The organism is Microcoleus vaginatus FACHB-2002, from assembly GCF_040004035.1.
Taxonomy (GTDB): Bacteria; Cyanobacteriota; Cyanobacteriia; order Cyanobacteriales; family Microcoleaceae; genus Microcoleus; species Microcoleus vaginatus_C.
The window spans coordinates 40,890-57,705 of the sequence record NZ_JAMPLN010000014.1 but is presented as its reverse complement, the minus strand read 5'-3'; the positions used below and the strand labels follow the sequence as shown (position 1 = coordinate 57,705).

General features: G+C 43.8%; 21 protein-coding genes. 7 read left to right on the top strand and 14 right to left on the bottom strand.

Annotated features, from left to right (window positions below; genetic code table 11):
* The first annotated feature begins 23 nt into the window (after positions 1 to 23).
* From NDI35_RS14120 to NDI35_RS14105, 4 genes are read left to right on the top strand one after another with little or no spacing between them, the layout of a single operon-like run.
* A complete protein-coding gene (locus tag NDI35_RS14120) occupies positions 24 to 275 on the top strand; it encodes a hypothetical protein (RefSeq protein ID WP_445313284.1) in 252 nt (83 codons plus the stop codon).
* Positions 257 to 397 (top strand): hypothetical protein, encoded by a 141-nt coding sequence (locus NDI35_RS14115; protein ID WP_445313283.1) that lies wholly within the window; start codon positions 257 to 259, stop codon positions 395 to 397. The genes NDI35_RS14120 and NDI35_RS14115 overlap by 19 nt, the downstream gene beginning before the upstream one ends.
* Positions 394 to 729, top strand: coding sequence for a DUF433 domain-containing protein (locus NDI35_RS14110; protein WP_445313282.1), 336 nt, complete (start codon positions 394 to 396; stop codon positions 727 to 729). The genes NDI35_RS14115 and NDI35_RS14110 overlap by 4 nt, the downstream gene beginning before the upstream one ends.
* Positions 726 to 1,073, top strand: a complete 348-nt coding sequence (locus NDI35_RS14105) for a DUF5615 family PIN-like protein (protein WP_445313281.1) — start codon at positions 726 to 728, stop codon at positions 1,071 to 1,073. Before NDI35_RS14110 ends, NDI35_RS14105 begins: the two co-directional genes overlap by 4 nt.
* Positions 1,074 to 1,147: 74 nt before the next feature.
* On the opposite strand, the gene NDI35_RS14100 is transcribed toward NDI35_RS14105, so the two are convergent.
* From NDI35_RS14100 to NDI35_RS14085, 4 genes are all read right to left on the bottom strand, one after another.
* Positions 1,148 to 1,645 (bottom strand): DUF29 domain-containing protein, encoded by a 498-nt coding sequence (locus NDI35_RS14100; protein ID WP_445313280.1) that lies wholly within the window; start codon positions 1,643 to 1,645, stop codon positions 1,148 to 1,150.
* Positions 1,646 to 1,809: 164 nt separating this feature from the next.
* The gene (gene ilvA / locus NDI35_RS14095; protein ID WP_445313366.1) at positions 1,810 to 3,342 is read right to left on the bottom strand and encodes a threonine ammonia-lyase, biosynthetic; all 1,533 of its coding nucleotides are present in this window, start codon (positions 3,340 to 3,342) and stop codon (positions 1,810 to 1,812) included.
* 84 nt (positions 3,343 to 3,426) lie between these two features.
* Positions 3,427 to 4,488: an MAE_28990/MAE_18760 family HEPN-like nuclease gene (locus NDI35_RS14090; protein WP_445313279.1), complete on the bottom strand. Its 1,062-nt coding sequence runs from the start codon at positions 4,486 to 4,488 to the stop codon at positions 3,427 to 3,429.
* A gap of 6 nt (positions 4,489 to 4,494) precedes the next feature.
* Entirely contained in the window at positions 4,495 to 5,667 is a 1,173-nt protein-coding gene (locus NDI35_RS14085) for a DUF262 domain-containing protein (RefSeq protein ID WP_445313278.1), read from the bottom strand.
* A gap of 514 nt (positions 5,668 to 6,181) precedes the next feature.
* On the opposite strand from NDI35_RS14085, the gene NDI35_RS14080 reads away from it, so the two are divergent.
* On the top strand, positions 6,182 to 6,736 hold the full coding sequence (locus tag NDI35_RS14080; protein ID WP_445313277.1) for a GNAT family N-acetyltransferase: 555 nt from the start codon (positions 6,182 to 6,184) through the stop codon (positions 6,734 to 6,736).
* Between the two features lie 91 nt (positions 6,737 to 6,827).
* Here NDI35_RS14080 and NDI35_RS14075 read toward each other — a convergent pair whose 3' ends face one another.
* The 5 genes from NDI35_RS14075 to NDI35_RS14055 all read right to left on the bottom strand — a co-directional run bounded on the left by NDI35_RS14075 (position 6,828) and on the right by NDI35_RS14055 (position 11,178).
* Positions 6,828 to 7,397 (bottom strand): Alr1449 family protein, encoded by a 570-nt coding sequence (locus tag NDI35_RS14075; protein ID WP_445313276.1) that lies wholly within the window; start codon positions 7,395 to 7,397, stop codon positions 6,828 to 6,830.
* Positions 7,398 to 7,585: 188 nt separating this feature from the next.
* The gene (locus NDI35_RS14070) at positions 7,586 to 8,443 is read right to left on the bottom strand and encodes an HIT family protein (RefSeq protein ID WP_445313275.1); all 858 of its coding nucleotides are present in this window, start codon (positions 8,441 to 8,443) and stop codon (positions 7,586 to 7,588) included.
* A 109-nt stretch (positions 8,444 to 8,552) separates the two neighbouring features.
* Entirely contained in the window at positions 8,553 to 10,151 is a 1,599-nt protein-coding gene (locus tag NDI35_RS14065; protein ID WP_445313274.1) for an Hsp70 family protein, read from the bottom strand.
* A 20-nt stretch (positions 10,152 to 10,171) separates the two neighbouring features.
* The gene (locus NDI35_RS14060) at positions 10,172 to 10,954 is read right to left on the bottom strand and encodes a nucleotide exchange factor GrpE (protein WP_445313273.1); all 783 of its coding nucleotides are present in this window, start codon (positions 10,952 to 10,954) and stop codon (positions 10,172 to 10,174) included.
* Between the two features lie 11 nt (positions 10,955 to 10,965).
* Positions 10,966 to 11,178: a DUF2997 domain-containing protein gene (locus NDI35_RS14055; protein ID WP_445313272.1), complete on the bottom strand. Its 213-nt coding sequence runs from the start codon at positions 11,176 to 11,178 to the stop codon at positions 10,966 to 10,968.
* A gap of 82 nt (positions 11,179 to 11,260) precedes the next feature.
* Here NDI35_RS14055 and NDI35_RS14050 point away from each other — a divergent pair, with 82 nt between their 5' ends.
* Positions 11,261 to 12,283 (top strand): threonine aldolase family protein, encoded by a 1,023-nt coding sequence (locus tag NDI35_RS14050; RefSeq protein ID WP_445313271.1) that lies wholly within the window; start codon positions 11,261 to 11,263, stop codon positions 12,281 to 12,283.
* A 27-nt stretch (positions 12,284 to 12,310) separates the two neighbouring features.
* Here the strand turns inward: NDI35_RS14050 and NDI35_RS14045 are convergent, their stop codons facing one another.
* From NDI35_RS14045 to NDI35_RS14035, 3 genes are all read right to left on the bottom strand, one after another.
* On the bottom strand, positions 12,311 to 13,282 hold the full coding sequence (locus NDI35_RS14045) for an IS110 family RNA-guided transposase (RefSeq protein WP_445313270.1): 972 nt from the start codon (positions 13,280 to 13,282) through the stop codon (positions 12,311 to 12,313).
* A gap of 669 nt (positions 13,283 to 13,951) precedes the next feature.
* The gene (locus tag NDI35_RS14040; protein WP_445313269.1) at positions 13,952 to 14,350 is read right to left on the bottom strand and encodes a DUF4112 domain-containing protein; all 399 of its coding nucleotides are present in this window, start codon (positions 14,348 to 14,350) and stop codon (positions 13,952 to 13,954) included.
* A 70-nt stretch (positions 14,351 to 14,420) separates the two neighbouring features.
* A complete protein-coding gene (locus tag NDI35_RS14035; protein ID WP_333042695.1) occupies positions 14,421 to 14,759 on the bottom strand; it encodes a winged helix-turn-helix transcriptional regulator in 339 nt (112 codons plus the stop codon).
* A gap of 116 nt (positions 14,760 to 14,875) precedes the next feature.
* Here NDI35_RS14035 and NDI35_RS14030 point away from each other — a divergent pair, with 116 nt between their 5' ends.
* Positions 14,876 to 15,574, top strand: a complete 699-nt coding sequence (locus NDI35_RS14030) for a pirin family protein (RefSeq protein WP_445313268.1) — start codon at positions 14,876 to 14,878, stop codon at positions 15,572 to 15,574.
* 76 nt (positions 15,575 to 15,650) lie between these two features.
* Here NDI35_RS14030 and NDI35_RS14025 read toward each other — a convergent pair whose 3' ends face one another.
* On the bottom strand, positions 15,651 to 16,130 hold the full coding sequence (locus NDI35_RS14025; protein WP_445313267.1) for a DUF2442 domain-containing protein: 480 nt from the start codon (positions 16,128 to 16,130) through the stop codon (positions 15,651 to 15,653).
* Positions 16,131 to 16,267: 137 nt separating this feature from the next.
* Entirely contained in the window at positions 16,268 to 16,666 is a 399-nt protein-coding gene (locus tag NDI35_RS14020) for a DUF4160 domain-containing protein (RefSeq protein ID WP_333065927.1), read from the bottom strand.
* Between the last annotated feature and the right edge of the window lie 150 nt (positions 16,667 to 16,816).

The following is a 16,816-nucleotide window of genomic DNA, read 5'->3' as shown; positions in this document are numbered from 1 at the left end:
ATTTTGAAGATGAGGACTTCCCAATGGCTAAAGACTTTCCAATCGAACCGCCCAACGACCTCCAAATCCAACAAGACCCAACTCCCACGGACGATCGAGAAAACCGGGAACCCGTGCGTATCATGGTTGTTGGCTCCCGCCAAGGCATAACCGCCGTAGTAAATTGGCTGGTGCGACTAGGTTTTGCCCAAATGGCAGACTGGAGCGACTTGCAGCGTGCACCGAATACGGGCCAGTGGATGCGCGTGCTGACAAAATGGTTGCAGAAGAATTGAGGCTACTGACGAGTAGGGCGATCGCATTTCATAAACCTGATGTTTGGGAATCGTGCGATCGCCCGTCAAGTTTGATCGACCTTCCGATACAATCAAGACAGCGAACGTTGAGGTTGCCATGACATTAGTAGTTGTAGCTGAACCTGCACCCCTAGAAACTAATGCTGACGGTGTGGTGCGAGTGGGTAAAACTCGCGTGACTTTAGATACCGTCATTGCAGTCTTTAAGCAGGGAAGTACAGCAGAGGAAATAGTTTATCGTTATCCGTCACTCCGGTTGGCTGATGTGTATGCCACCATAGGTTTTTACCTCAATCACCAGCAGGAAGTCGAAACATATTTGCAGCTTCGACAGCAACAGGCACAAGAGATTCGCAAGACGAATGAAGCAAAGTTTGACCCGCAGGGATTGCGCGACAGATTAATGGCCCGCAAACAAGAGCGATCGGCATGAAATTCCTAGCGGATGAAAACTTTGACAATACAATTGTTAGAGGTTTGATGCGTCGCAAACCAGATATTGATATTGTTCGCGTCCAAGATGTGGGCTTATCCGGTGAAGATGACCCAATAGTGCTGGAATGGGCAGCCCAAGAAAATCGAATTTTGCTGACTTATGATGTGGCTACGATTACGCGCTATGCCTATGAACGTATGGCCGCAGGTAAGCCAATGTCAGGAGTTGTTGAAGTTACCTTCGATGCACCAATTGGTAGGGTAATTGATGATATTCTGATACTTTTGGAGTGCAGCCTTGAGGGAGAATTGGCAGGACAAATTCAGTATCTCCCTTTATGATGAGTTGTAACGGTATAATTTAGCTTTGACGCACCTTAAACTCGCTCGCCCTAATTCAAAAACTAATATCGCTCTCATTCCATCACATCATCTGTTGCAGGTTCACCCGGATAAAAAGCCTCGCTAAAAATGTCTTCCAACACATACGGACAATTCTCTGGAAAAGTTTTTCGCGGCAGATTTGTTTCTCCAGAAGCTAATGCCATTCCTTTGATGTAAGCTGTCTGGAGAGCTTCTTGTAGGTAAGGTTTGAGACTTGGATTCTCTTTGAGTAACTCTAATAAATCGATACGCTGGATGCAAATTGTATTCACCCAACTGCGACTTCTTTTTGATACTTGATATTCCCATTTAAGCAAATGTCCAATCAAAATACTCAAGCGATTTCTTAATTCGGCGCGTTGTTGTTTTCCCAATGACTCAATCTCCTCGATTAAATTAGGTAGGTCAATTTGACTCCATTCTCGATGTTTGAGGAGTTTTGCTTGTTCTTGAGTCCAAGCATAAAAATCTGTTTCATAAAGACTTTGTATTAAAATTCCCGGTATTTGTCCACTTTGTGGTGTTTGCATAAAAATATCAAAATTTAGTGTTCTTTCCTTAAGTATACTTAACAGCTTCATTATCCGGCTGATTTCTTAGTCTCGCGTTGCGAGTAATTTGTTTTTGTAGGGGCAATCCTCCCCTGGTTGCCCCGGTTTAAACTTCATAAAGAGGGTGAATTTCCCAAAAAACCCTACCTCAAAAACAACTTATAAGCCGGATTTTGACTCTCATCCCCATACTGATAGCCCAGCGTATCCAAAAAAGCCTGCCACTCCTGCATCTCATCCGGCGGCACCTGAATTCCCACCACAATTCGCCCGTAATCAGCCCCGTTATTTCGATAGTGAAAAACGCTGATATTCCAGTTAGGACTCATCGAACCGACAAACTTCATCAACGCACCGGGACGTTCGGGAAATTCAAAGCGATAAAACAATTCATGATTCGCTAGCATCGAACGCCCGCCCACCATATGCCGCACGTGCAACTTCGTTAATTCATCATCAGTTAAATCCAAAGTTTTGAAGCCACAATCTTCAAAACTTGCGGCTATCTTCACGGCATCGGCACGGTTTTGAATTTGTACACCGATAAATATATGTGCCTCTTTCTCATCCGCAATTCGATAGCTAAATTCAGTTAAATTGCGTTTTCCCAGACATTCGCAAAACCTGCGGAGACTTCCCGGCTGTTCGGGAATTGTGACTGCAAAAATGGCTTCGCGGCGTTCGCCAAACTCGGCTCTTTCTGCTACAAAACGCAGCCGATCGAAATTCATGTTCGCGCCGCAAGCCACAGCAATTAACGTTTCTCCTGCGATTTGTTCCCGTTCGACGTAAGCTTTCGCACCTGCGATCGCCAAAGCGCCTGCAGGTTCTAAGATCGATCGCGTATCTTCAAAAACATCCTTAATCGCCGCGCAAACATCATCCGTATGCACCAAAATAATCTCATCCACATACTCCTGACACAACCGAAAAGTTTCCTCCCCCACTTCCCGCACAGCAACGCCGTCAGCAAATAAACCCACCTGCGACAAACGCACCCGTTTACCGGCTTTCAGCGATTGATTCATGGCATCGGAATCCACCGGTTCGACGCCAATAATCTTAATTTCCGGCCGCAACCGCTTGACATAGGCCGCAATTCCCGAAATCAATCCACCGCCACCAATTGCCACAAAAATCGCGTGAATTGGTTTTTGATGTTGCCGCAGAATTTCCATGCCGATCGTACCCTGTCCAGCAATCACGTAGGGGTCATCAAAAGGGTGAATAAAAGTCATACCTTTTTCGGCCTCTAATTGGCGCGCAAAGGCGTAGGCATCATCGTAAGCGTCCCCATGCAAGACTACCTCTCCACCACGCGCTATCACCGCATTTACCTTCACCTGCGGCGTCGTTACGGGCATGACTATGATGGCGCGAGTTCCCAGGTGGCGGGCGGCGAGGGCGACTCCTTGGGCGTGGTTGCCGGCGGAAGCTGCAATCACACCTTGTGCTAGCAAATCCGGCGACAGTTGCGCCATTTTGTTGTACGCACCCCGCAGCTTGAAGGAAAACACCGACTGCATATCCTCTCGCTTCAGCAAAAGTTTATTGTTGAGCCGTGCTGATAGATTCGGGGCGCATTCTAGGGCTGTTTCTTGAGCAACATCGTAGACGCGGGCGGTGAGGATTTGTACCAGGTAATCGCAAAGCATGGGGTTAGCAGGTTGGTTGATGCCGGATGGTGGGATAATTGTACGGCACTTGTGTTAGTATTTTGCGGGGAATTGGCGATCGGGCGATCGCAGTTAACGAAAGATTCAGTCAACTTGGTTTGATTTAGTTACATAAATAGTCAATCCTATTCTGGCGTCCCGATCGAACTTTAGCCCTACTTCTTCCTCCGAGGTTATTTCCACATGATTGTGGGAAATATCATTAACCTTAATGCTCTCAATTTTAGCAGAGTAGCAGTAGGACAATTCATCATTAAATAAAACTAGAAAAACACGTTCTTCTACAGTTAATGTAACTTCTTTAACTTTGGCTACGCCTGCTTGTGGCTTTTTGAACCACTCAGTAATTTTTCCAATCTCCCTTACCAGCCCTCGATCGATCTGGCGTAAAATTATATTGTAGGTGACTAAATCAGCGAGGGATTTACATAAAGCCTCAACAAAATCAGCTAAATCCAACAGTTCTTGAATTCCTAATATCTCGTCTGCAGAGCCGTGTGCTGCTTTATTTCGATAGTCAACCAGTTGTTTTAGTTCTCCTTCAGCAGAGTTTTGACTGCCGCGAACTTCCTCGACAAAATATTTAACTTCTTTGTGGTTAATTATCCATTTCCATGCCTCATCAATTCCCGCATTTTTCAAAACTGTTTCTAGCACTTCCTTCCGTAAATTTTGCTCGTGCAATAGAAAGGCTTCAGGAAGTAACTCGTATTTTCCATTCTCAGTAATTCCACAGGATAATCCTTGCACTACTTTCTCAACTGAAAGGTGTTGAAACCTATTCTTTTTGATGTCAATCAATAAACGCCCTATACCCTCTCGATGGGTATTTTGGATTTTTTCTCCCAAAGCTGAATAACGTGGAACCAACTCCGGCATAAGTCGCAACCAATCCGAAATTAAATCCTCAACGAAGCGCTCGTAAATAGCATACAATCGGGTTACTACAGCACAGCGATCGTAAATTTCCCACTCCTTTTCGCTAGGAATTACCTCTATTAAGGCGGCAAATTCAGGATTTTCTTCCAACTGCTGTTGATTTAAACTGTCTCGAGATACGATTCTTCTAAGTCGATCGTTAGTCTTGATTATCGCACGAACAGTTGAAATTTTGACACTAGCTTTCTCGATCAGCTCCTCAAACATCGCAAGTTATTCTCCGATAACTTGCGAAAGCATTTCGTCAAATATTCCGAGCCGCTGCTGAATCTCCGCCTTGGTTGTTCCATCTCCTGTCAAAAAATGAGATTCTGGTTTGTTAAAGAGGTCTTTTGTTGCTTCAATAATTTTATTTCTTTGAGAATAAAATTTATAATCATCAAGTAAACGCTTGTTAAAGCCAAGCATAGTCACATCATAATAGGAGCGATTGGATTGTTCAGACCAAGTTTGAGATTGAGGATCGAATGGTTTAAATAAATGCTTTCCGTAAACTCGATATGCTAAGGTAAGAGTTTCTATAAAAGTATCTTCCAAAAAAATAATATCGTGCGTGGTAAAGTTTAAACTTTTCATCATATATAAGTCTAAAAAATCTGCCAATTTTAGTTGAGAATGTTCTATATGTCTTAAGGCAAAAAAACGCAAAACTAATTCAGCATCCTCCATATTTGCATAAATGCTATTTGTTTCTAATTCTCTAATTTTATCGTCTTTTGGAATTCCCCAAGCTTCAGCAAATATTGGATTCCGCGCTAATTTTAGCAACAGTTCATTGAACTTACCAGGATATAAAATATTTCTCCTTTCCTGATGGCTGAAGTTTAATCTGGCAGCATTTAGACGTTCAAAAGTTTTTTGTTTGAGGAACTTGTCCGCTTCCGGATTGGAGGTTTGTTCGGCAAGAATAACGATCGATGATATGGAACGGCGATCGAGATTAGCTCTAATTTTTAGAGGAAGTCTGTTGTAGGTATGTCCGTTTAATTCCGGTAAAATTTCTAGCCCAGTCAGTTTAAGTTTGTTTTCATAAAACTCCTGAATAGCGAATATTCGTTGCTGACCGTCCAAGACTTCATGAGGTTTGAAATCTTGTTTATACAGAATTATTGAAGGGACGGGAATATTGAGAATAAATGACTCAATTAATCTCGATTTCATCGTGGCATCCCAACGCGCCCTCCTTTGGTAAAATGACCGCATTTCTATATAACCCGACATCTTTAATGATTCGACAAGGCGGGGAAGTTTTTCACGATCAATCTCGGTAATTATGGATGTTTCTTGAAAGTGGTAGTGCTGATTTGTCCATCGCTCTGACATTTTATTGGGTGTGTTTGCTGGCGAACTCTTCCACATCTTTTTTTCAAATGGTGCGAGCTGCATTTCCGTAGTCTCCCTAAGCACAACTTGTTAATAATTATAGCATTTTCAGGATTAGCCGATCGCCTCAAATCTAGCAAACTAGCGATCGCCAACTATCTCCACAGAATATCGATCGCCCTTACCAGATAGCAAAATCCGATTTTATGGCAAAATTAGCCTAGACTGAAATATGAAAGCTAGCGATCGGGCAAGCTGTAGCGAATGTTGCCCTCGCCCGACAAACTGGTTTTAACCTCAAGGGTATTCTACTAACCTGCGTTCCAGCTCGATTGGCACAAGAAATAATATCAAATCTGGCTTAAATACCCTCTTTATTTGTTAGTTCCTCGCTCGCTCAGACGCAACTTCGTTACGTAGCGATTTCAATTACCGAGTCGGATCGAGGGTTTTTAACGCGGATTTGATATAATTAGATTCTGCGTGAGTCCTGACTTCGTTTTTGCCGATTACCCCGATTATAAAATCCGGTTTGTGAGCGTATTAGTCCGTAATCCTTGATTTAGTATGTAAATTCATGAACGTACAAATTACAGATTTGCGTGCTGGCGACGAGCCAAAAATTCAACAGGTAGCTAAATTAATAGTTGAAGGTTTTAAAGAGCATTGGCCCGATGCTTGGCCAGATCTAAATTCTGCTTTGCAAGAAGTGCAAGAATCTTTGGGAGCCGATCGCATCAGTCGAATTGCTGTCGGCGACACCAATCAAGTTTTGGGATGGATTGGCGGGATTAAACAGTATGACGGTAATGTTTGGGAACTGCACCCGCTGGTAGTGAGAACAGAATTTCGCGGACAAGGAATTGGTGGATCGCTCGTAGCTGATTTGGCAGCAGAAGCTAAAAACCGGGGAGGGCTCGTGCTGTGGGTGGGCACCGACGACGAAGACAATCAAACCACTCTTTCAGGCATCAATCTTTATCCTAACGTTTGGGAACACGTCGCCAAAATTAGAAATTTGCGCGGTCATCCCTACGAATTTTATCAAAAAATGGGTTTTGCGATCGTGGGAGTGATGCCCGACGCCAACGGAATTGGCAAGCCAGATATTTTCATGGCAAAGCGGTTGTAAAGTTTAATATAGGTTCTAAATTTACTGACCGGTGGCTTGCCAATCCAACACTTAGCAAAATTAGTTGGTGAAAGTTTCCCAGAAAATCGGTCTAGTCGGGACGTGCGAACCCCGTTCGAGGGTCGCTAATAAACAAACCCAGAACTAACGAATCCATCACCGTATCCCAGACAGGAGTCAAACGCTGTGCATCGTCAACCCAGTAATCAAAAGTAATCAAACACTGAACATTAGAACCCAATCCAATACAGATTCGCGAAAAAGCTTCCCGCTGTTCTGGAGGGTCGATAAACTTAAATTCAGTCCAAACAACGCGGGCAGTTTGCCGCTTCAATTGGATAATTTCCCCAAAAGCGATCGGATTCCGCGTATCATCTTCAACCACCTTCTGTAATAGCGGCACCAGCGGAAAATCTGCCCAGTTACCAGGTGGTAGCAAATTAAACGAAACCTCCAAACGACAATCATCATCCGGCGGCTTTTTATCCGTAAACCGGAACGAATTAGTATCCGGTTCAAAATGCCAATCTTCCGGGACATCAAAGCGGACTGCACCTCTTCCTGCTACAAAAATTCGAGTTCCAGGCTTTGACTTCCAATTGTGGTCTTCTTTGAGCTCTAGGGTTTCCTTGAGCCATTCTTGATTTTTGCGCTTAGACATAAACAGAACACCAAATTGCTGCTAATGTGTAGTTTTAGATCTTGCAAACACATTTTAACTCTATTTTGCTCGCCCTTTGCTCAAATATAACAATCCTTACAAAAATTATGAATTCCTCTCTTCTCTATTCCTCTGTGTTCTCTGCGCCTCTGCGGTAAAAAATAATTTTTTTCACAATTGGCTAACTTTTATTTTTCACTCTTGGGAATCACATACCTAATTCCGCCTTTATTCCCAGCCGCATCGCCCTTATAACGCGGGATCACATGAATAGCCGCGTGAGTGCGACTTTGACCAGCCTGTTTATTAATATTTATTCCCACATTAAACCCGTCAGGATGAAACTCTTTACTTAACATTTTTTGCACCTTATTAGCCATAAACCAGCAAGCCGATTGCTCTCGAAACGGAAGTTCAAAATAATTAGCAACGTGACGCTTGGGAATGATTAAAACATGACCTTTGCTGGCTGGATAACCGTCAAACATCGCATAAGCTGTTGCTGATTCAGTTAGCAAAATTAGGTTTTTATACGGATTGCAGAATATGCAGTTATTAGTAGAATTCCTTTGATGGTTGTAATGCACGTATTTGTAAATTTCGCAATACTCATCTAGGTGAACTGGCTTAAATGGAAGTTTGACAATGCACTGATATGTAGGTTTTTTGTGCACGTAATGTTCTCGAAAGCCTTCTTTTTTGATATCCCTTCTCACCGCAAAATACGCATTCCCTCCCGGTTTCAACAGGTGCGACACTTCCATCAGGACATTAGCTTGTTCTTCAGGAAACAAAACATTCAAAACATAAAAGCAAATGATTGTGTCGAATTTATCTTCGGGGAATTCCGGGAAATAATAAGGGTCATAACCCGTAATATCGAAGCCTTTTTGCTGCAACAATCTAACATCACTGCCGAAGCCACACCCAAAATCTAAGACTTTCCCTTGCAGCAAGTTTTTATCCAATAAAAATCTTGCCGGAAATGACAGATAAATTCTTTCGATTGCCGTCAGGTGGCTAAATTTATTTTGTTGCTTTTTCATGGCGGCATAAATTTGATTTAAATCGATATTCTTCCGTCCGCGCACCATCCGGACGAGAGTTTGTTTAGTACCGATTTCAAGATCCGAATGTTATCTAAAAATTTTACCATTATTGCAGTTTGGCGATCGCCCCTTTTTCCACCAACACCTTACCAGTCACCAAATCCCGCACCGTCGCCAACAAAACCCGCTTCTCATCCACCTCAAAACTCACCGAAACCCTGTCAATTCCCAATACCCCAGGCGGGTTCAAATGGGCCACACAAACCTGCTGGTGGTGGCTTTCCAGAGAGCGAAAATCCGTTTGTTTGTTGAGCAAACTGCTCGTCATTTGCCCTTTTTCGTTAAAAATAACCTCCGCTTGCGATACCTCCGCAACTTCCCCAATATCTAACCGAATTTCCCTTTGCCCTTCAATTGCCACTTGCAGCGTCAACTCTTCGGAACTTTGACAGGGATACTTCATTTCCTTGCTAAATATCGGCGAATAAGCATAAGCTTTAGTATAAGGTTCCCAAAGGCGTATTGCATAGCTGTGGCGCAAATAATCGTCAACACTCGCTAATTGTGTCAAGGCTAAAGCACCGTGCGCCACTGCTTCAAAAGGCTTGTCTCTTTGGACTTTTTGCCGCCCAAAATACGAAACCACTAAATTAGATACAGCCGGGATTAAAGAAGTTCCTCCTACCAGCAAAACCTGTTCGATATCTGCTTTGCCGATACCTTTTCCCTGTGCAATACTCAGAACTTCATCTAAACTTTCCCGCAACTGTTCTAACAACTGTCTAGATTCCAGAATTTCCTCAAGCTTGTCTCGGTTTAGCTGCAAGTCGTAAGACATAAAATTTTCATCGTCAAACCAGCTTTCCTTCGCCTCATTAACTTGAGAAACTTGAATTTTTAATTTTTCCGCTATTTCTAATAAATTTTGCCAGCCAACTGGGCCGACTTCTGCCCGCGACGAACCAATTTGCCGCAAATAATCTTCCACAATCCAGATGTCAATATCTTCGCCGCCGACATAAGCATCGGATTTTGCCAATACTTCGCCACGCACCCCCCCCAGCCCCCCCAAGCTTCGGGGGGGTAAGTGGGGGGTTACAGCAGTACGAACTAAACTTAAATCTAAAGTTCCGCCGCCAAAATCAACTACTAAAACTAGAGAACCGGGGCGTTTTACTGCATATCCTAGGGCGGCGGCTGTGGATTCATCTATTACCTGAACTTCCGCAACTCCCAAACTTTGTCCTAAGTCGCGAAACCAATCTAGATATCGCTCAAATGCTCCAACGGGGACTGTAAAAATTACTTTTTTTGGCTGTATATTTTGTAAATATAATTGTTTCCAAATAGTTTTGATAAACTGTTCTGCTACTGATTCTGCTGTGTAGGTTTCGCCGTCGATATTGCGGGGTGGTGGCTGAAAGTCGGCAGCTAAATTGCGTTTAAAAGCTTTGAAAAAGCGGTCGGGCTGGGCTTGCCCCAAACGCTGCGATCGCACTTTTTCTCCCAACACCAACTCTCCGGAATTTTTCACAAACACTAAAGTCGGCACTACAGATACTTCTCGCACATCTCCGCTCGAATTATTCGTTTTAAAAATGCGGGACATCTCGCCCAGTCTTAAAGTTTCTGGGGTTTTCGTATCCGGGTTAAGAATGCAGACAACTGTGTTGCTGGTACCGAAGTCAATGGCAACTGTAGTCATGTTGATTTAAAATTTTAAATTTAATTTTTCATTCCCGCTGGAAGGGTGCGACTAACTTTAGCAGGAGTAAGAATTCGCTCTCCCTCCCGATAGCCGACAAACCGAATATAAACTAATTCTCCTTCGGTTATATCCTCAACATCCGGCTGGTGCAACTGCGGATTGTAAGCAGTTTGTTCCCACGCAGAACCGATTGTTTGAAAATCCCAGCTTGACAAGAGATTTTCTAAGGGAGTAAACAAAGCGGAGAGATTTTTGGCGGGCATATCCGGCTTGGCTTCTGCCATTTTGCGGGCGGCGGGATAGTTGGTTAACAAAGTTTGCAACTGTTCAAAGGTAGCGCGGCGGAAATCGGCAGTTAGTTGAGCTTTTTGCTGCTGCAATTCCGATCGCAACCGGAAACACTGCTGCCTCAATTCTTCTATTTCGGTGGGATCAGTTGTGATTGTAGCCGACATTGGCAGCGCGCTCAAAGTGCGATCGAACTCTTGAAAATTTAAATTCAGCACTGTTGCCAGCCGCCTCAGTTGGTCTAGGGTGAGTTTTCCCACGTCTCCCTGCCGCACTAAGCGCACCGCAAAGCGACTTAAGCCTGCTTTTTCGCCTAAATCTTGCCAATCGAGAATGTCTAGCTGATTCATGCGTTCCCGCAGAATTGTATCGTACTTAAATTCGATCGCATCTCCCGCCTCAGATGCAGCATAAAGGTAGACTAAAATGAGAAAAATGCCCCCGACAGCCAGCGCGAAGCTGAAGGCAGGAACTGTTGTTACATCAACTGTTGCACCGAGGAGCTCAAACATCTTTAACTCTTCTAAACTTGTTTTAAAGTCTGCGTTGGTTCAACTATCAAGTTTTCTTCGCCTTGGTAGTATTCTGGCAGCAAGTCTTGAGATTCTACTTTTCCGAGAGCTTTTTCAATTCCGGCTGTGGTTTCGGTGCAACTCGAACCGGTGGCGTTGAGGACGGTTTCGGTAATTTTGCCGTCTTTGCCGATGCGGTATTCTATTTGGCGGTATTCTGCCATAATTCTGCCTCTTAGTTTAATGCTTGAGTGTTGACTGCTGACTGTTGAGTTATATTATAGATTCTATTTACCAATTATTCTAATGAATTTTTGTAGCGACAATGCAACCGGGGTTTCGCCGGAGATTATGGCGGCGATTGCAGCGGCTAATTGCGGTGCTGTGATGTCTTACGGAGATGATGAATATACACAGCGTTTGCAAGTTAAATTTTCGGATTTGTTCGAGACATCGGTGACTGTTTTTCCGGTAGCAACTGGTTCTGCTGCTAATGCTCTGGCCCTTGCGGTTGTTACTCCTCCTTACGGGGCTGTTTACTGTCACGCGGAATCTCATATTAATCTGGATGAATGCGGCGCGCCGGAGTTTTTTACAGGCGGTGCAAAGTTAGTGACAGTAACAGGAAACCATGCTAAAATAGAGGCAGAGACTTTAGGAAAAATACTCGATCGCGCTGGTGCAGGTGTCGTCCATCACGTACAACCCGCAGCCGTCAGCATCACTCAAGCAACGGAAGCCGGCACAGTCTATAATCCAGCGGAAATTTGCCACATTTCGGAAGTAGTTCGCGCTCACAATTTGCACCTGCACATGGATGGAGCTCGCTTTGCAAATGCTGTCGCCAGTTTGGGCTGTTCTCCGGCGGATGTCACTTGGCGCGCCGGTGTAGATATTCTCTCGTTTGGAGCGACAAAAAACGGCGCAATGGCTGCGGAAGCTGTGGTTTTTTTTAATCAAGAATTAGCAAAGACTTTCCCTTTTTACCGCAAGCGTAGCGGGCATCTTTTCTCGAAAATGCGGTTTTTGTCGGCGCAGTTGGAAGCGTATATAACGGATGATTTGTGGCTGAAGAATGCGGCTCATGCAAATAATATGGCAGCCAAATTAGCGGCAGGTTTGGCGGGAGTTGAGGGAGCGAAGTTTTTCCATCGGGTTGAAGCCAACGAGATTTTTATTCAACTTCCCGAATCTGTAATTACAGCGGTTTTAGCTGAGGGTTTTCTGTTTTATCGGTGGGATGAATGTACTGTTAGACTGGTAACGGCTTTTAATACTCTGGAAGCGGATGTTATTGCTTTGGTGGAAGCGGTTAAACGACATCAATGATTAAAATGTAGATACTGTCTTGACCTGTCAAGAGGTAGCGATCAAATAACTGGGGTCGAAAGGTTTTTGGGACTTTAAAATCCCAAAAGCCAAATGCACCAACTTCCTCATCAAAGCACCAATCACCTGCATTTTGACCTTTCCACGACCCAATAATCGCTCAGTCATGGCTTTGAGCAAAGGATTACAACGCATCGCCACCACCGCAGGCATATACAAGGCCTTTCGCAATCTGACATTTCCCGTACAAGACAAACGAGTTTTGCCATGCACAGAAGTTCCTGAACTACGCTCACAGTTCGTCAAACCTGCATAAGCGGCGAGTTGACGAGCATTTTTGTAATCTTCAATTCGACCAACTTCAGCTAACAATACAGCGGCAGTTTGTTCTCCAATTCCCGGAATCGAAGTCAATAGCTGGCGCTGCTGTTTTAAATGTGGATGTTGGTCAAAATGCTCGCTAATCATTTTTTTGATTTCTGCTTGTTGTTCTTTGATGTACTCCAAATGAGCTTTCGTAAGTTTAGCTACAGTTTCCGTAGCTGTTTCTAAACGATTCTCTTCCTGTTGATACATAAGAGTCAAAGATTCTAGTCGTCGCAGTAAAGCTTGTAATTCCTTGACTTCAAACGGGGTTGGCTTCCAGAATGACGGTTTAATCGCTGCACAAAATCGAGCAATTAATGCTGCATCTACCGAGTCGGTTTTAGTACGCAAAAGTTCGCTTTTAGCAAACCCTTTAATCCGAGCCGGATTAACCACACTTACCTGGTAGCCTGCTTCATACAGAAATTCAGCTAGGGCGTCTCCATAAATACTGGTGGCTTCCATACAAGCATGAAGTTCTTCGACACCTTGTTTTTTGAGCCACTTATTCAAGCTCTCAAATCCTTCGGTATTATTCGTGAACTTTTTGGGTTTTGAGCCACGTTCTTCTTTCAGTAAAACGACATGAAAGTCTTTTTTACTGATATCTATGCCTAAAACTGTGGGTGTCATTGTTTGCTCCCGATGTACTCCTATCTATGAAAGAACCTGACAGGCATTTAACTAACCTTGTGAATGCAGGCTGTCTCGTTTTAACGAGCACCTAAGATACTGTCCAGTTTTTTTATATGCGCCTGTCATCAGTAATGGGAGCTTATCTACGCAACAGACTTGTAATAGTCTAAGGGGCGGGCCAACTTCACCGATTTCTGATGTCCTATCAGAACACTTTCTACTGTCACGTGTACCTTAAGGAAGAAACTTTAATGGTTTCTTTATCTTGACTCGTGTTACGATTCAATTACAACCATGTCTACGGTTCGATTAAAACCGTGTCTGCGGTTCTATAGCCTGCGGTCTACGGTTTGAGCGCCTGACTCTTTTAAGATACAAGGGGCGGGTTTTACAAATAATACCGGCCAGCTATGAACAATCTAAGAAACCCGCCCCCACCTAACAAATAATCCACATCAACCTTGATTTATATTAAATGCAAAAATAGGCGCGGCATTTCTCGTTGGGTGGGGGCGGGTTTGAGAGATTGTGTGTTATTTACAATTATTGTTTGTGAACCCGCCCCTACATTTTAAATGCGAAAAATAGGCGCGGGATTTCTCGTTTGATGGGGGCAGGCTTGAGAGATTGTTGGTTATTTATAATTATTGTGCGTGAAACCCGCGCCTACAATTTAATAGGTTCAGGAATAGGTTCTGCAACTGCGGCTAGTTCGGGTTCAACTTCTTCGAGGTGTGCTTCTAAAAGCGCCAAATTTCTCATGTTTGATTTATAAAAAGCATCGAAGATATCTCCTACTAAAGGTACTGAACCAACCACGGCTTCTAGACCGATATTGTAAATCATTTTCCCTAGAGTTTTTTGGGGAATGTTGAATCGAGTGGCTAAATAAATTAGGTAGGCGGAAAACGCGGTATCTACGATATCCCCAGCACCCGGAACTAAACCGATAATGGGGTCTAAACCAATGCGAAATTTAGTGCCGGGGATGCCAATGGCGGTATCCATCAGGCGGCTGAGTTTGCGGATGCGGTTGAGGGTGGCGAGACGCTCTATGTTGTTCATATTATTATTGTTGAACTAGGTTGAAAATTTGAAATCTGTCGGAAGACGGAAAAAAACATCTAGAAACCGCTCATTTTCCATCTTCGCTAATATGCTGAATTCCCCATTCGTGCATGGCATTAATAATCGGTTTGAGACTTTCGCCCAAAGGCGTTAGAGAATATTCAACTTTTGGCGGCACTTGCAGGTAAATTTCCCGGTGCACGATCGCGTCTGATTCCATTTCCCGCAGTTGCTGCGTCAGCATCTTCTGAGTAATGCCGTTGACAGCTCGTTGCAGTTCGTTAAAGCGCTTCACTCCTTGAAACAACTCCCGCAGAATCAAGACTTTCCAGCGCCCGCCAATCACCTCTAGAGTGCGTTCTACAGGGCAATTTGCTCGATCGACCTTTGCTTCTTGGACTTGCATAGTATCTTTTTGGTAAGTACCGCACTTTTAAGTGCGTACTTACCATAATAGCTTGACTATGTTTAAAATAAAAACATCAAAGAAATACCCGATAAATTTCACTGAGGATTGAGAAAATGATTACCGTTAGAAAAAGTGAAGCAAGAGGACACGCTAATCATGGTTGGCTGGACAGTTACCACACATTTTCTTTTGCCGGCTATTACGATCCAAATTATATGAATTTTCGCTCTTTGCGCGTAATTAATGAGGATGTCGTTAGCCCCGGCAGAGGTTTCGGCACTCACGGACACAGCGACATGGAAATCATTACTTATGTATTAGAAGGAGCATTAGAACACAAGGACAGTTTGGGTACTGGTGCAGTGATTAAACCCGGTGAAGTACAGCGGATGAGTGCAGGTACGGGTATCCAGCACAGCGAGTTCAATAACTCGCAAACAGACCCAGTTCATTTGCTGCAAATCTGGCTGTTACCCGATACAAAAGGCTTGCAGCCGAGTTACGAGCAACGGGAGTTTCCCCTAGCAGAAAGGCACGGAAAACTGCGTTTAGTGGCGGCACGAGATGCGAGAGATGGTGCTGTGAAAGTGCATCAAGATGTTGATTTGTATGCGGCTGTTTTGGATAAAGACTCGCGGGTTTCTCATACTTTGCAGCCGAATCGCCACGCTTGGGTGCAAGTTGCTCGCGGCTCGGTTTTCCTCAACGGTTTGCCTTTGAACAATGGCGACGCGGCGGCGGTTAGCGGCGAGTCTGAATTGGCGATTGAAGCTACGGAAGATGCTGAATTTTTGCTGTTTGATTTGGCATAGAATTACACAAGAAATCCCCGGCTTCTCCAAGAAGTCGGGGATTTAAGTCGCTGACATCTCACAGCTCAAATTAATGTCAAGAATTAACAGAAATATTCTTTTTAGGTCGTCCGCCTTTCTTGCCATTTTTCCGGGCTGCTGCCGATTTAGAGCTTGAAATTGCCTGTCCTCCCTTCCTACCTAATTCAGCCATCCAAGATTTTGTGCCAAAAATACCTGCTACAAGTTCGGGAATGCCAAAATCAACATCTAAGCTTTCCCAGTGTACGCTGCTGCCAGAAGGAGGCAGCCAAACATCAGCCAACTGTTCTGGTGAAGCACCTTCTAAGCCTTGTGCCAGCTTTGGAGGAAAACAAAAAATAGCGCCGTTTTTCAGTTTGATAACTATTAAATCTTCAGACTGATTATATTGCACGGATTCGGCACGCGGTTCTGTAGCCTCAGCGGTTTTCCATGCTTGCTTAGCTTGGGCTATTTGCTCTCGGAGATTTTCCTCGGTTAATTCTTTGTCCCAGCTCTTAACTGCCATGTATTCCTCTTTTGTGACTTTCGACATTAAATATTCTCAAACTCTTGTCCCGTATGGATTCTGTCTTTCGTTACCGGAAAGACAGAATCTCTCATCAATTTAAGGCGGAACTACTGATTTTACAGTAGCTTCAGATTGGTAAACAAATTTTATTTTTTCCATAATCATTGATGTATTTCTTGCCATTTGCTTAACAACATTTCTTGATTATCGGCTACTAATCTAAGAGCGCTCACTAAATCTTTATCCTTTATTCGATCGTGTGCGTAAACTAAGCTAGGAGCTTGTTTTTCAGTGCCAATATTAATTTTGATTTCCATCTGGTTCTTATCATTTTTTCTACCTTTGAAGATGTGCACGTGAGCTGGAATATGGTCGTTAGTATAAATATATATAAATAGATTGTTCTGGCGGTCTTCAAGAACTTTGGGCATGAGACGCTGTTCTCCAACGTTAGGGTTTGCAGGACTTATGCACAGCCTGCCTGTAGTAGGGGCAATCGCCCCCGTTGTTGCCCCTATTTTTTGGATTGTGGCATAAGCCCTAATTGAATAATAACCCAAGCGTTAGGTTTTGTCAAGTGACGCATTCTACTAATACTTGTGCGTAGGGTGCGTCAGCGCGAAGCTAAAAATCTGGTAAAAAATCATCAATCCTGACGCACCTTTTGTTGTTGCCTGGGATTGTCTTAAGCGGACTGTGAAGAACATGAT